The 13,358-nt window shown below is 38.9% G+C and carries 16 protein-coding genes; 11 read left to right on the top strand and 5 right to left on the bottom strand.

Annotated features, from left to right (window positions below):
• Window positions 1-3: 3 nt before the first annotated feature.
• From ACESOD_RS06055 to whiA, 10 genes are all read left to right on the top strand, one after another.
• Window positions 4-1,785: an ABC transporter ATP-binding protein gene (locus ACESOD_RS06055; protein WP_373094510.1), complete on the top strand. Its 1,782-nt coding sequence runs from the start codon at window positions 4-6 to the stop codon at window positions 1,783-1,785.
• A 147-nt stretch (window positions 1,786-1,932) separates the two neighbouring features.
• Window positions 1,933-2,451, top strand: a complete 519-nt coding sequence (locus tag ACESOD_RS06050; protein WP_045763543.1) for a Dps family protein — start codon at window positions 1,933-1,935, stop codon at window positions 2,449-2,451.
• 127 nt (window positions 2,452-2,578) lie between these two features.
• Window positions 2,579-3,085, top strand: a complete 507-nt coding sequence (locus ACESOD_RS06045) for a dihydrofolate reductase (protein WP_373094509.1) — start codon at window positions 2,579-2,581, stop codon at window positions 3,083-3,085.
• Window positions 3,085-3,255: a hypothetical protein gene (locus ACESOD_RS06040; protein WP_214262269.1), complete on the top strand. Its 171-nt coding sequence runs from the start codon at window positions 3,085-3,087 to the stop codon at window positions 3,253-3,255. Before ACESOD_RS06045 ends, ACESOD_RS06040 begins: the two co-directional genes overlap by 1 nt.
• A 31-nt stretch (window positions 3,256-3,286) precedes the next feature.
• On the top strand, window positions 3,287-4,519 hold the full coding sequence (gene clpX / locus ACESOD_RS06035) for an ATP-dependent Clp protease ATP-binding subunit ClpX (RefSeq protein WP_373094508.1): 1,233 nt from the start codon (window positions 3,287-3,289) through the stop codon (window positions 4,517-4,519).
• Between the two features lie 8 nt (window positions 4,520-4,527).
• Window positions 4,528-5,115 (top strand): ribosome biogenesis GTP-binding protein YihA/YsxC, encoded by a 588-nt coding sequence (yihA, locus tag ACESOD_RS06030; protein ID WP_251935025.1) that lies wholly within the window; start codon window positions 4,528-4,530, stop codon window positions 5,113-5,115.
• A 9-nt stretch (window positions 5,116-5,124) separates the two neighbouring features.
• Window positions 5,125-5,505: a RidA family protein gene (locus ACESOD_RS06025; protein WP_001140424.1), complete on the top strand. Its 381-nt coding sequence runs from the start codon at window positions 5,125-5,127 to the stop codon at window positions 5,503-5,505.
• Window positions 5,506-5,556: 51 nt separating this feature from the next.
• Complete coding sequence (rapZ, locus tag ACESOD_RS06020) at window positions 5,557-6,447, top strand: RNase adapter RapZ (protein ID WP_373094507.1); 891 nt, start codon at window positions 5,557-5,559, stop codon at window positions 6,445-6,447.
• The gene (locus ACESOD_RS06015) at window positions 6,444-7,421 is read left to right on the top strand and encodes a YvcK family protein (protein WP_001231098.1); all 978 of its coding nucleotides are present in this window, start codon (window positions 6,444-6,446) and stop codon (window positions 7,419-7,421) included. The genes rapZ and ACESOD_RS06015 overlap by 4 nt, the downstream gene beginning before the upstream one ends.
• Window positions 7,418-8,329, top strand: coding sequence for a DNA-binding protein WhiA (gene whiA / locus ACESOD_RS06010; RefSeq protein ID WP_061863585.1), 912 nt, complete (start codon window positions 7,418-7,420; stop codon window positions 8,327-8,329). Before ACESOD_RS06015 ends, whiA begins: the two co-directional genes overlap by 4 nt.
• Before the next feature lie 33 nt (window positions 8,330-8,362).
• On the opposite strand, the gene ACESOD_RS06005 is transcribed toward whiA, so the two are convergent.
• From ACESOD_RS06005 to ACESOD_RS05985, 5 genes are all read right to left on the bottom strand, one after another.
• Window positions 8,363-9,331 (bottom strand): NAD(P)/FAD-dependent oxidoreductase, encoded by a 969-nt coding sequence (locus tag ACESOD_RS06005; protein ID WP_070459924.1) that lies wholly within the window; start codon window positions 9,329-9,331, stop codon window positions 8,363-8,365.
• Between the two features lie 125 nt (window positions 9,332-9,456).
• The gene (locus ACESOD_RS06000; protein WP_373094506.1) at window positions 9,457-10,623 is read right to left on the bottom strand and encodes a tyrosine-type recombinase/integrase; all 1,167 of its coding nucleotides are present in this window, start codon (window positions 10,621-10,623) and stop codon (window positions 9,457-9,459) included.
• Window positions 10,624-10,789: 166 nt separating this feature from the next.
• Window positions 10,790-11,749, bottom strand: coding sequence for an Abi family protein (locus ACESOD_RS05995; RefSeq protein ID WP_373094505.1), 960 nt, complete (start codon window positions 11,747-11,749; stop codon window positions 10,790-10,792).
• 242 nt (window positions 11,750-11,991) lie between these two features.
• Window positions 11,992-12,261 (bottom strand): DUF4177 domain-containing protein, encoded by a 270-nt coding sequence (locus tag ACESOD_RS05990; protein WP_373094504.1) that lies wholly within the window; start codon window positions 12,259-12,261, stop codon window positions 11,992-11,994.
• Window positions 12,262-12,266: 5 nt separating this feature from the next.
• Window positions 12,267-12,845 (bottom strand): helix-turn-helix domain-containing protein, encoded by a 579-nt coding sequence (locus tag ACESOD_RS05985; RefSeq protein ID WP_373094503.1) that lies wholly within the window; start codon window positions 12,843-12,845, stop codon window positions 12,267-12,269.
• 150 nt (window positions 12,846-12,995) lie between these two features.
• Here ACESOD_RS05985 and ACESOD_RS05980 point away from each other — a divergent pair, with 150 nt between their 5' ends.
• On the top strand, window positions 12,996-13,181 hold the full coding sequence (locus ACESOD_RS05980) for a hypothetical protein (RefSeq protein WP_000909283.1): 186 nt from the start codon (window positions 12,996-12,998) through the stop codon (window positions 13,179-13,181).
• Window positions 13,182-13,358: the final 177 nt, after the last annotated feature.

Genomic DNA, 13,358 nt, shown 5'->3' with positions numbered 1-13,358 from the left:
AGGATGAAACAACAATCTAGTCTAGCTCGTCTATGGAGCTATTTAAAAGCCTACCGTTTCTCTGTTTTCTTTGCAGTCTTCTTGAAAATAGTCAGCGTCATAATGAGTGTTATCGAGCCATTTGTCTTAGGGCTTGCCATTACAGAATTAACCTCTAATCTCCTTGATATGGCTAAAGGAGTTGCAGGAGCAGGGATTAATACCAGCTATATCGCAGTGATTCTGGTGATCTATCTCTTGCGTGGTCTTTTTTATGAGTTGGGTTCATACTACTCAAACTACTTTATGACCAATGCTGTGCAGTCTATGATACAGGATCTGCGAAATGAGATGAGTAAAAAAATCAATCGCATCCCTGTGTCCTACTTTGATAAGCACCAGTTTGGGGATTTGCTAGGTCGTTTTACTAGCGATGTAGAGACCGTATCTAATGCTCTGCAGCAATCCTTCTTACAGATTGTCAATGCAGTCTTTACCATTCTTTTTGTTATGGGAATGGTCCTCTATCTAAATATTCAGCTGGCTATCATTGTTATCTTGTCGATTCCGATTACTTATTTTGGTGCTAAAACGATTCTAAATCGTTCCCAGCCTTATTTTAAACAACAGGCAGCTATCTTGGGACGCATGAATGGTTTTGTGCAAGAAAACTTGACAGGTTTTAATGTTTTGAAGCTCTATGGACGTGAAGAAAACTCGCAGCAGGAATTTGTAGCTATTACAGATGAATTGCAACAGGTCGGATTCAAGGCGAGCTTTATTTCAGGATTGATGATGCCTGCCCTTCATATCGTGTCTGATTTAACCTATCTGATTGTTGCAGTATTAGGTGGATTGCAGGTTATTGCAGGGCGCTTGACGATTGGTAACATGCAGGCCTTCGTTCAGTATGTGTGGCAAGTCAGCCAGCCAATCCAAAATATCACTCAGTTAGCTGGGCAAATGCAAAGTGCTAAGTCTTCGCTTGACCGTGTCTTTGAAGTTTTGGATGAACAGGAAGAAGTTCAAACTGCTGAAGTGAAAGAACTAGCACCATTGACAGGTCAAGTTAGCTTCAAAAATGTCGATTTCCAATATGTGGAAAACAAACCATTGATTCGTAATTTCAACTTAGATGTTGAACCTGGAGAGATGGTAGCTATCGTTGGACCTACTGGAGCAGGGAAAACAACCTTGATAAACCTTCTCATGCGTTTTTACGATGTAACAGCTGGTGCTATTTTAGTGGATGGACAAGATATTCGAGACTTGTCTCGTCAGGACTATCGTCGCCAGTTTGGCATGGTCTTACAGGATGCCTGGCTCTATGAAGGTAGCATCAAGGAAAATCTTCGCTTTGGAAATCTTGAGGCAACAGATGAAGAAATCGTTGAAGCTGCTAAGGCGGCCAATGTTGACCACTTTATCCGCACCCTTCCTGGTGGCTATAACATGGAAATGAACCAAGAGTCAAGTAATATTTCTCTTGGGCAAAAACAGTTGTTAACTATCGCGCGTGCTCTCTTGGCGGATCCTAAAATCTTAATTTTGGACGAAGCAACCTCATCAGTCGATACTCGTCTAGAGCTCTTGATTCAAAAGGCCATGAAACGTTTGATGAAGGGAAGAACAAGCTTTGTTATTGCCCATCGACTTTCGACTATTCAGGAAGCTGATAAGATTTTGGTGCTGAAAGATGGACAGATTATTGAACAAGGAAATCATGAAAGTCTTTTGGCTGCAAAAGGTTTCTATTATGATCTTTATCAAAGTCAATTCTCTGGGAAAGGCACAGAAAACAACTAAAAATTACAGTTTCCTATTCTTAAATTATCAGTCTATTACAACTTTTTTAATATGGGTTAATTTTCTTGCTTTTGTCTACTAGGTGTAGTATACTGAGATAGTAATCAATAAATATGGTTGCAAAAATAATATTATGAGGTGAGAAAAATGGTAGAATTGAAAAAAGATGCATTAAAAGACGTAGCAACATTATCTAAACCAGCGGCAGAAGCGCTAGTAAATACAAAGGAAGTTTTGAATCAAGCAGTAGCAGACTTGTATGTAGCCCATATCGCTCTTCATCAAGTACACTGGTACATGCGTGGACGTGGATTCATGGTATGGCATCCTAAGATGGATGAATACATGGATAGCCTTGATGGTTACCTTGATGAAATCAGCGAACGCTTGATTACACTTGGTGGCAAACCATACTCTACTTTGACAGAATTCCTTCAACACAGTGAAATCGAAGAAGAAGTTGGAGAGTTCCGCAATGTAGAAGAAAGTTTGGAACGTGTTCTTGAAATTTATCGTTACCTCATCACTCTTTTCCAAAAAGCCTTGGATGTAACAGATGAAGAAGGTGATGATGTAACCAATGATATCTTCGTTGGTGCTAAGGCAGACCTTGAAAAAACTGTCTGGATGCTTGCAGCAGAATTAGGACAAGCACCTGGTTTGTAAGATACTCTATTTTGTCAAAAATCCGTAGAAAGTTTCTACGGATTTTTTCTATTTCGGAGGGCGTTCCAAAACAGTCTTTTTTCAAGATTTTTGATAAAATAGAACTATCAATAAAAAGGATGAGAGCATGACAAAGAAAATCGTAGCCATCTGGGCACAAGATGAAAAGGGTGTAATCGGAAAAGAGGATCGCTTACCATGGCATTTGCCAGCAGAGTTAAAACATTTTAAAGAAACAACCTTGAATCATGCCATCTTGATGGGACGTGTCACCTTTGATGGGATGGGACGACGTTTGCTTCCAGGACGTGAGACTCTGATTTTGACGCGCAATCCTGAAGAGTCAATTGAGGGTGCTCTGGTTTTCCAAAATGTTGAGGACGTTTTAGACTGGTATCAGAACCAGGATAAAAATCTCTATATTATTGGAGGCAAGCAGATTTTTCAGCTTTTTGAACCATATCTCGATGAGATTATTGTGACACAAATCCACGCTCAAGTTGAAGGGGATACTTATTTCCCGGAAGATTTTGATTTGACTGTTTTTGAGACTCTTGCAAGCAAATCTTATACTAGAGATGAGAAAAATGCCTATGATTTCACCATCGAATATAGAAAGAGAAAGGAAGTCTAATGGAGCGCAGTATTTTTGGATTTTTTACAGCTCTTTTGTGTGCTGTCTGTCTTATAGCTGGAACACACGCTTTTCGTAAAAAGCGCTTTGGACTTGCTACTCTACTTTGGCTAAATGCTTTTACAAACCTGGTGAATAGCATTCATGCTTTTTATATGACCTTATTTTAGATAGAAAAATCATTTAGAACGGAAGGGAATCATGCCTACAAATAGGAAAAATGATATGATGGTTTATTGCTCATTTTGTGGCAAAAGCCAAGAAGAAGTTAAAAAAATAATCGCTGGGAACAACGCCTTTATCTGTAATGAATGTGTGGAGTTGGCCCAGGAAATTATTCGTGAGGAGTTGGCTGAGGAAGTCTTGGCAGACTTGTCTGAAGTACCAAAACCAATCGAACTCTTAAACATCTTGAACCACTATGTAATCGGTCAAGATCGTGCCAAACGTGCCTTGGCAGTGGCTGTATATAACCACTACAAACGCATCAATTTCCATGACACTCGTGAAGAGACAGAAGATGTGGATTTGCAGAAATCAAACATTTTGATGATTGGTCCAACTGGTTCAGGGAAGACTTTCCTTGCTCAAACACTTGCTCGAAGTTTGAATGTACCATTTGCTATTGCAGATGCAACAGCTCTTACTGAGGCTGGTTATGTCGGTGAGGACGTGGAAAATATTCTCCTCAAACTCTTGCAGGCAGCTGACTTTAATATCGAACGTGCAGAACGTGGAATTATCTACGTAGACGAAATCGACAAGATTGCCAAGAAGAGCGAGAATGTGTCTATCACACGTGATGTTTCTGGTGAAGGGGTGCAACAAGCTCTCCTTAAGATTATCGAAGGAACTGTAGCTAGTGTGCCACCTCAAGGCGGACGCAAACATCCACAACAAGAAATGATTCAAGTGGACACTAAGAATATCCTCTTTATCGTGGGTGGTGCCTTCGATGGCATCGAAGAGATTGTCAAACAGCGTCTAGGTGAAAAAGTTATTGGTTTCGGACAAAACAACAAGGCTATTGACGAAAACAGCTCTTACATGCAAGAAATCATTGCAGAAGATATTCAAAAATTCGGTATTATTCCTGAGTTGATTGGACGCTTGCCAGTATTTGCAGCCTTGGAGCAGTTGACAGTAGATGACTTGGTTCGCATCTTGAAGGAACCAAGAAATGCCTTGGTCAAACAATACCAGACCTTGCTTTCTTATGATGATGTTGAGTTAGAATTTGACGACGAAGCACTCCAGGAAATTGCCAATAAAGCTATCGAACGTAAAACGGGTGCCCGTGGTCTTCGCTCAATTATCGAAGAAACCATGCTAGACGTTATGTTTGAAGTTCCAAGTCAAGAAAATGTGAAAACAGTTCGTATCACAAAAGAAGCAGTCAATGGAACAGCTAAGCCAATCCTAGAGACAGCCTAGAGGTGACTATGGAAATCAATACACACAATGCTGAGATTTTGCTGAGTGCAGCCAACAAGTCCCACTATCCACAGGATGAACTTCCTGAAATTGCTCTTGCAGGGCGCTCAAATGTTGGTAAATCAAGTTTTATCAATACCATGCTCAATCGTAAAAATCTAGCTCGTACCTCTGGAAAACCAGGAAAAACACAACTACTCAATTTCTTTAACATTGATGATAAGATGCGTTTTGTGGATGTGCCTGGTTATGGTTATGCCCGTGTTTCCAAAAAGGAACGCGAAAAATGGGGACGTATGATTGAGGAGTACTTGACCACTCGAGAAAATCTTCGAGCGGTTGTTAGTCTCGTTGACCTTCGCCATGATCCATCGGCAGATGATGTACAGATGTACGAATTTCTTAAATATTATGAGATTCCTGTCATCGTTGTGGCGACCAAGGCAGACAAGATTCCGCGTGGTAAATGGAACAAGCACGAATCAGCTATTAAAAAGAAATTAAACTTTGATCCAAGTGATGATTTTATCCTCTTTTCATCCGTAACAAAAGCAGGAATGGATCAAGCTTGGGATGCTATTTTAGAAAAATTGTGAGGAATACAAATGGCAAAAACAATTCATACAGATAAAGCTCCAAAGGCAATCGGACCTTACGTTCAAGGGAAAATCGTGGGCAACCTTTTGTTTGCTAGCGGTCAAGTTCCACTATCTCCTGAAACTGGAGAAATCGTAGGTGAAACGATTCAAGAACAGACAGAACAAGTCTTGAAAAATATTGGAGCTATTTTAGCAGAGGCAGGAACAGACTTTGACCATGTTGTTAAAACAACTTGCTTCTTGAGTGATATGAACGACTTTGTACCTTTTAACGAGGTTTACCAAACAGCCTTTAATAAGGAATTTCCAGCTCGTTCAGCTGTAGAAGTAGCTCGTCTTCCTCGCGATGTAAAAGTCGAAATTGAAGTCATTGCAGAGATTGGATAAGCGAGTTGAAGTTTGGTTTTTCCAAACTTCTTTTGACATAAGGAGACAATGATGACAAAGAAACAACTTCACCTGGTGATTGTGACAGGAATGAGTGGTGCAGGAAAAACTGTAACCATTCAATCTTTTGAGGATTTAGGATATTTTACCATTGATAATATGCCGCCTGCCCTCTTACCAAAATTTTTGCAGTTGGTTGAGACCAAAGATGATGACCACAAGTTAGCCCTAGTGGTTGATATGCGTAGCCGTTCTTTCTTCTCAGAGATTCAGGCTGTCTTGGATGAATTGGAAAATCAAGATGATTTAGACTTTAAAATCCTCTTTTTGGATGCAGCAGATAAGGAATTGGTGGCACGCTATAAGGAAACTAGAAGAAGTCACCCTCTGGCAGCAGATGGTCGTATCTTGGACGGGATCAAGTTGGAACGCGAACTTTTGGCACCCTTGAAAAATATGAGTCAAAACGTAGTAGACACAACAGAGTTAACTCCCCGTGAACTTCGTAAGACGATTGCAGAGCAATTTTCAGATCAAGAACAGGCTCAGTCCTTCCGTATTGAGGTTATGTCTTTCGGGTTTAAATACGGCATTCCCATTGATGCTGACTTAGTTTTTGATGTCCGTTTCCTCCCAAATCCCTACTATCTACCAGAACTTCGCAATCAGACAGGTGAAGATCAGGCCGTTTATGACTATGTCATGAATCATGAGGAATCTGAAGATTTCTACCGCCATTTGTTGGCCTTGATCGAACCAATCCTACCTGGCTATAAAAAAGAGGGCAAATCAGTTTTAACCATTGCTGTAGGTTGTACAGGTGGACAACACCGAAGTGTTGCATTTGCCAAACGCTTAGCCAATGATTTGTCTAAGAATTGGTCTGTAAATGAAAGTCATCGTGATAAAGACCGAAGAAAGGAAACGGTAAACCGTTCATGAGAAAACCAAAAATTACGGTGATCGGTGGAGGAACTGGAATCCCAGTTATTTTAAAAAGTTTGCGGGAAAGAGATGTCGACATTGCAGCTATTGTAACCGTAGCTGATGATGGAGGCTCTTCAGGTGAACTGCGTAAAAATATGCAGCAGTTGACACCACCTGGGGATTTACGCAATGTACTTGTTGCCATGTCAGATATGCCAAAGTTCTATGAGAAGGTTTTTCAATACCGCTTTTCGGAGGATGCAGGTGCTTTTGCTGGACATCCTCTGGGGAATATTCTCATAGCAGGGCTTTCTGAAATGCAGGGTTCAACCTATAATGCTATGCAATTACTGAGTAAATTTTTTCATACGACAGGTAAGATTTATCCATCTAGTGATCATCCCTTAACCTTGCACGCAGTCTTTAAAGATGGTTCAGAAGTAGCTGGGGAAAGTCACATTGCAGACCATCCAGGCATGATTGATCATGTTTACGTCACCAATACCCTGGATGATGAAAAACCACAAGCAAGTCGTCGAGTTGTGAATACCATTCTTGAGAGTGATATGATTGTCTTAGGGCCTGGTTCACTCTTTACCTCCATTTTGCCGAATATCGTCATTGAAGAGATTGGAAAAGCCCTTCTTGAAACCAAAGCAGAGGTGGCTTATGTTTGCAATATCATGACCCAGCGTGGCGAGACAGAGCATTTCACAGACAGTGACCACGTAGAAGTCTTGCAACGTCATTTGGGTAGACCATTTATTGATACTGTGCTTGTTAATATCGAGAAGGTACCTAGAGATTATATGGATACCAACCGTTTTGATGAGTATTTAGTACAGGTTGAGCATGATTTTGAAGGCTTACGTAAGCAAGTCCCACGTGTCATTTCATCCAACTTCCTACGTTTGGAAAATGGTGGCGCCTTCCACGATGGGGATTTAATCGTTGATGAATTGATGCGCATCATACAGGTGAGAAAATGAGTTTCACAGTAGCAGTAAAAGAAGAAATCCTAGGTCAACACCATCTGAGTCGCTATGAATTATCAGCCATTATCAAGATGTCTGGAAGCGTAGGTTTGTCGAGTTCTGGCTTGACCTTGTCCGTTGTTACAGAGAGTGCTAAGCTTGCCCGCCATCTCTATGAATCTTTCTTACACTTCTATGGCATCAAGTCGGAGATTCGTCACCACCAGAGAAGTAATCTACGGAAAAATCGCGTCTATACTGTATTTACTGATGAGCGAGTCCAAGAACTTTTAGCGGATTTACGTTTGGCTGATTCTTTCTTCGGCCTGGAGACAGGGATTGATCCGGATATTTTAGGAGATGAAGAAGCAGGACGTGCCTATCTATGTGGCGCCTTCTTAGCGAATGGCAGCATTCGTGATCCCGAGTCAGGCAAGTATCAGCTGGAAATTAGTTCAGTTTATCTAGATCATGCCCAAGGGATTGCTTCGCTCTTGCAGCAGTTTTTGTTAGATGCCAAGGTGATTGAACGAAAAAAAGGTGCAGTGACCTATCTCCAGCGAGCAGAAGATATTATGGATTTCCTGATTTTGGTGGGAGCCATGCAGGCGCGAGATACTTTTGAAGGTGTCAAGATTCTCCGAGAAACTCGTAATGATCTCAATCGTGCCAATAATGCAGAGACGGCTAATATTGCTCGTACGGTTTCAGCGAGTATGAAAACCATTAACAATATCAGTAAAATCAAAGATAGAATTGGCTTGGATAATCTTCCAGCAGACTTGCAGGAAGTTGCCCGTCTGCGTATTCAGCATCCAGACTATTCTATCCAGAAGCTGGCAGATAGTCTGACAAATCCACTCACCAAAAGTGGTGTCAATCATCGACTAAGAAAGATTAACAAAATCGCAGAGGAATTGTAAAAACCACGAATCGTATAATTCGTGGTTCTTTTCTTATAGACTTGTAGAGTGTTTTGGTTGTACTTTTTGTTCGGGGTCGATATAGTTGATAGCATTATTAACAGCAGTTGGTGCTTCACCTAGACCGGTCGCAATCAAGTCAATCTTACCTTCGTAGTAGCAACAGTCACCGATAGCGTAAATTCCAGCTTGGCTAGACTCCTGCTTGCTATTGACGATAATCTTGTGACGGTTAAGGTCAAGTCCCCATTTTTTAAGATTACCGACAGAAGATTTAAAGCCATAGTTGACAAAGAGGTGGTCCAATTCAATGGTTTCGGTTTCATCGGATTTGACTTTTGTAATTTCAAGCTTGTCTAAAGTTTTTCCATCTCCAAGAAGTTGACTCGGAACAAATGGTGTTTTGATAGTTACAGAAGACTCTTGCAAGGCTTGTACGCTATGCTCAAGTGCACGGAAGTTATCGCGACGGTGCACAAGTGTAGTTGAAGCAATCTTTTCAAAAGCTAAAGCCCAGTCAACGGCAGAGTCACCACCGCCCAGAATGGTTACCTTCTGACCAGCGTATTGTTGAATATTAGAAACGTGGTAGCGGATATTGTCATAGCCTTCAACACCTTCTAATTCGAGTGGACGTGGTTTGAAAGCACCTCCTCCCATAGCAATAATAACGGTTTTAGAAGTATGGTTTCCCTTATTGGTTGTAATCTTAAAAACATCATCCTCTTTTTCAATCTCAAGAACAGTTTCATTGAGGTGAACAGGCGTCTCAAACCCTTCAAGTTGTTCCAAAAGGCGGTTAGTCAATTCTTCCCCTGTGAGGTTTGGAAAACCAGGAACATCGAGAATTTGTTTTTCAGGATATAGGATAGCAGGCTGACCACCTAGTTGAGGAAGAGAATCGATGATTTGTACTTTGGCTTGACGAAGGTGAGCATAAAAGGCTGCGAAAAGACCGACAGGTCCACCTCCTACAATGGTAATATCATATAGTTCAGACATGGTTTCTCCTTAATTCATTTCTATCATTTTATTCTATCATATTTTCTACCAATTTGTGATAAAATGCTTAAAGTCCCTGATATAGCTATTTCTTGGATAGAAGGGATTATAATTTGTGGACTTTTTTAGGAACTTTTTAAATTTTCGAGGACTTTTTCAAAAATGGAAACAGTCCTTTTTTTGCTATCTTTTGATAAGTGACTGTATGTGTCCATAGTCATTGAAATTTTAGAATGGCCTAGTCTAGTTTGAATTTCTTTATAACCAATACCAGCATTCAGTAAAATACTAGCGTGAGTATGACGAAAAGCATGAAAACTTAGACGAGGACAACCAGCGTCTTGTAAATGTTTCTCAAGTCTAAAACGGAGTCCTCCAGCTTCTCTGTAATTATCAAAAGTATTAGGGAATACTTTTTCAAAAGTCATACCTATTTCTTTCCCTAATTGTGCTTGCCTGTTTTTATAAAGGCGAAGCATAAGCATTGTTTTATTATCCAAGTCAATTACTCTTATGCTTGATTTAGTCTTAGGGCTTGTAATTTCTTTTGTCATAGTTAGAGTTTTAGTAACTTCTATTGACCCGTTTTTTAAGTCAATATCAGACCATTCCAGGGCTAGACATTCACGGATACGCAAACCAGTAGCTAAAAGCGTCTTATAAAGCACCGTGTCATAGAAATTTTTGTAAGTGTTAGGTAACTGATCCAGATAAGTTAAGAATTTTTTCAAATTCTCATCATCAAGATATTTCAATGTCTTTTCTTTTTTTGGCTTGCAACGTGGAACAATGATATCACTAGCTGGATTTGTAGAAATAACTTGTAATGAGACAGCATAAGACATGATACGCTTATTTAAAGCGTGTAAATGGTGGTATTGTTGATACCCTTTTCCAAGTTGGTTATAATCTTTAGCCCATTGGTTTACCTGGTGCTGAATGATAGCAGGGGTTATTCTATCAAGTTTATAATCTCCAAAAGCTGGTAGTAGGTACTTTTTTATATTGGTTTTTGTTCCTACTAGGGTGCTCTGCTTTACGGTATGGGAGTAATTTTCTAGCCAAAGATCCGTCAATTCTTGATATGTGGTAACTTTAACTACTTTTGTGACAGTCGAGCCGCTTTTCTCAAACTCTACTTTGGCTTGTATAGTCTTTGCTTTTATTTCCTTCTTCGTTCTTGCTGATATAGTAGTTTTGACCTTTTTACCTGTTATTTGGTCAATACCTAGATAAATGCTTGATCGATATACTATTGACCCGTCTTTTTTTGTGTGTTGTGTAATTTTCATGGGTTTAACTCCTTTTCCATCAGCAGGCAAGCAATTAGAAAAGGTTTTGAGTTTATACCATGCGAGGAACTACGATAACCCCTCTATTTTCGATTTTAAGAGGATGGGCGGTAAATTTGTACCAGAATAGGAAACAAGGGGGATATGGGGTTAAAATAAGAAAAAATTATTGATTCTTTTGGGGTAAATTTGCCACATTTCTATTCCAATCATTTGGGAAGCCTAAAAGATTTAATATCTTGTTGTGTGATATTGAAGTCAACTTATTTTCTAAGCTATTCATGCGCTTTTTAATGGTATTGTGTAAAATAGCATATTCCATTTTAGATAGGAAGCATTGGAGCACAATGAATATATGATATATTGATTGTTTAGGATCGGTGGGTTGAATATTATACAGTGAGTGTAATGGTTGATAATAGACAACATTATTCTTGCACTTAAAATCTAATAAGCGATTTCCGTGGGCACACAAATTTCGTAACTCGTAGATGTTATACATGAAACTCAATAGTTCTTTCTCGGTATAAGGCTTGGTGAGGGAAAATTTTTCTTTTAAAAAACTTTTCATTCCTCTTGCAACTTTATCTTGAATTTCTGGAACATTCTCTAATATTTTATAAAGATCGTTAAACGAAAGATAATTTACGATAACCCAGAATGGTACCTCGCCATGTTTTTCATGGTGATTTTTTATTGGATTGTTATTTCTGGAATTTATATTTTTATCAATAGTTTCCCAGATTTTTTTCCTTACAAAGAGAATATCTTTAGAATAAAAGCTTTTATCTCTATAAGCCTCTGCTTTTTTTAATATATGGCAACGTTCGCTTATATAATAAGCTATTACTCCTCGTAGATGTTTTTCTGCGCTAAGAGTAGCAGAAAAGAGAGAGTTTCTTATTGCAGTATCAAATTCATAGAGATGAGTCAATTCATCAAATGTTGTATCTTGGTATAAATTAGTATTGATCCAAAAAAACCGACCATATCCGTTTACAAGATTGTAGTAATTATTTGTTAATAAATATTGTTTAGTATATCTATATTTTGATAGTGTATCTATCTTAATCCCTCTATTATGAAGAGTACGTATTTGTTCTTTTATTTGGTTAAATGGCCTCAAAAAAAGCACCTCCTTACTAAGAGATGCTTTCCGCAAATGGGTCCCGGAGGATTGCCATAGCTATACTTCATCTCTAATTCTATTATTATTTTTGGAACTTGTCAACAGAAACAGCTATATTTGTCAATTTTGCCGTTTTTTACACTTTAGTCTGTAAAATTGGCTTTCTATTTTTCATTTTCCCTTGTTTTTGCACAATAGACCTTAGAAATAGGGGCGCTATTGGCGAATATGGGGAATTTTTATAGAATCTTCTCAAAAACCATTGTGGCTTGGATACGGTCACCACCGCCTAGTCCTTTACTTCCACCATTGGTGGTTGTGATGGTATGCAGGCGATAACCTTTTGAAGCTTGTTTATTGATAACATCTTCTAATTCTGTAAGGTTTCCTGATCCAGTGCCGAAAAACTTTTCTTTCAACGTTACCTTGAGGACAACGTAGTGTAGTCCATTTACTCCAGATGCGGTAGAAAAACTACCTTCTTGTTTTACAGTGTCAAAAAATCCCATAGGGGTTACTCCTTACCAGTTGTAGTAAACATTTCGTCTTCATCATCAACTTCTTTATTCAATGCAGTAGTTTTTGTTGCGAGTGAATCTATAATTTCAAAAATTTTGATTTGGTCTGATTTTTCTAATACTTGATAATTTATAAGTAATTTAGCGTAGTCAGTTTGCTTAATGTTATCTAGGTCTATGAGTTCTTGGATTGCCAAAGATAATTTTAGCGGAAAAGATTCCTGATACCTTTTGAATTTATCAGTGTCTTCCAAAAATTCTTTTATAATTCTATCGGCTTCAGAGATTCTTTCTAGATCCTCATAATTTCTTATACCTTGACTTGAAGCCTGGTCTTTAACTTTGTCAAATGCTTGTATAACCTTTTTAGAAACATAGTCGAAATTGTCTTCGTAGCCTAGCAAATAACCAACACTTACTTCAAAGTAGTCAGCAAGTTGTTTGGCTTTTTCTGGTTTGATTTGACTTTCTTCGTTTTCCCATTTTTGGTATCCTCTACGGGTCACGCCCATAGCTTTAGCGACGTCCTCTTGTGTGTCGCCTTTTTTTTGTCTCAATTCTTTTAGTCTGTTCATGTATATTACCTCATTTTTAATTATATCACAAAATAATAAAAAGCTAACAAAAAATTCACTTTTTATTAATTAACTATTGACAGCTAACAAAAAATACGCTATACTACAATTAAGCTAACAAATTGTTAGCAAAAGAAAGGAGAAATATCATTGCTTATTACCTCAACACAAGCAAAAGCGATTCGCCGAAAGCAGGCAGACAAGAAATTGACTGCAAAGCAAGCAGGCGAGGAAATCGGAGTTACACAAGTTACCTATCGAAAAATTCGAGACGGTGGCGAAGTAAAGCCTAGCATTTACCAAAAGGCCATGCAGTGGCTTGCAGAAGACTATTAGAAAGGAGCGAACCAATCACGATTTTAGTTCATATTTACAGATTTCTTGCATGGTGCTTTACCACTGGAGATTGATTGATCAGACTAGCTAACTATTCGCTAGATTAAGATGCTTGCTACCTATGGCAGTATCAAGGATTTATAACGGTTTTGTCTCCTATCTCAATTAGTAAATTCA

The sequence above is a fragment of the Streptococcus oralis genome (assembly GCF_964238205.1).
Lineage (GTDB): Bacteria > Bacillota > Bacilli > Lactobacillales > Streptococcaceae > Streptococcus > Streptococcus oralis_CZ.
Note: the sequence above shows the minus strand (reverse complement) of the source record. Positions and strands in the feature narration are given on the sequence as shown.

Bases quoted from the DNA above. Each gene is read 5' to 3' on its own strand.
- rapZ (WP_373094507.1), top strand. From the start codon at position 5,557: ATGACAAAGAAACAACTTCACCTGGTGATTGTGACAGGAATGAGTGGT.
- ACESOD_RS06040 (WP_214262269.1), top strand. From the start codon at position 3,085: ATGGAGCGCAGTATTTTTGGATTTTTTACAGCTCTTTTGTGTGCTGTC.
- clpX (WP_373094508.1), top strand. From the start codon at position 3,287: ATGCCTACAAATAGGAAAAATGATATGATGGTTTATTGCTCATTTTGT.
- ACESOD_RS06055 (WP_373094510.1), top strand. From the start codon at position 4: ATGAAACAACAATCTAGTCTAGCTCGTCTATGGAGCTATTTAAAAGCC.
- ACESOD_RS06005 (WP_070459924.1), bottom strand. From the start codon at position 9,331: ATGTCTGAACTATATGATATTACCATTGTAGGAGGTGGACCTGTCGGT.
- ACESOD_RS06025 (WP_001140424.1), top strand. From the start codon at position 5,125: ATGGCAAAAACAATTCATACAGATAAAGCTCCAAAGGCAATCGGACCT.
- ACESOD_RS06015 (WP_001231098.1), top strand. From the start codon at position 6,444: ATGAGAAAACCAAAAATTACGGTGATCGGTGGAGGAACTGGAATCCCA.
- ACESOD_RS05985 (WP_373094503.1), bottom strand. From the start codon at position 12,845: ATGAACAGACTAAAAGAATTGAGACAAAAAAAAGGCGACACACAAGAG.
- ACESOD_RS06050 (WP_045763543.1), top strand. From the start codon at position 1,933: ATGGTAGAATTGAAAAAAGATGCATTAAAAGACGTAGCAACATTATCT.
- ACESOD_RS05990 (WP_373094504.1), bottom strand. From the start codon at position 12,261: ATGGGATTTTTTGACACTGTAAAACAAGAAGGTAGTTTTTCTACCGCA.
- yihA (WP_251935025.1), top strand. From the start codon at position 4,528: ATGGAAATCAATACACACAATGCTGAGATTTTGCTGAGTGCAGCCAAC.
- whiA (WP_061863585.1), top strand. From the start codon at position 7,418: ATGAGTTTCACAGTAGCAGTAAAAGAAGAAATCCTAGGTCAACACCAT.
- ACESOD_RS06000 (WP_373094506.1), bottom strand. From the start codon at position 10,623: ATGAAAATTACACAACACACAAAAAAAGACGGGTCAATAGTATATCGA.
- ACESOD_RS06045 (WP_373094509.1), top strand. From the start codon at position 2,579: ATGACAAAGAAAATCGTAGCCATCTGGGCACAAGATGAAAAGGGTGTA.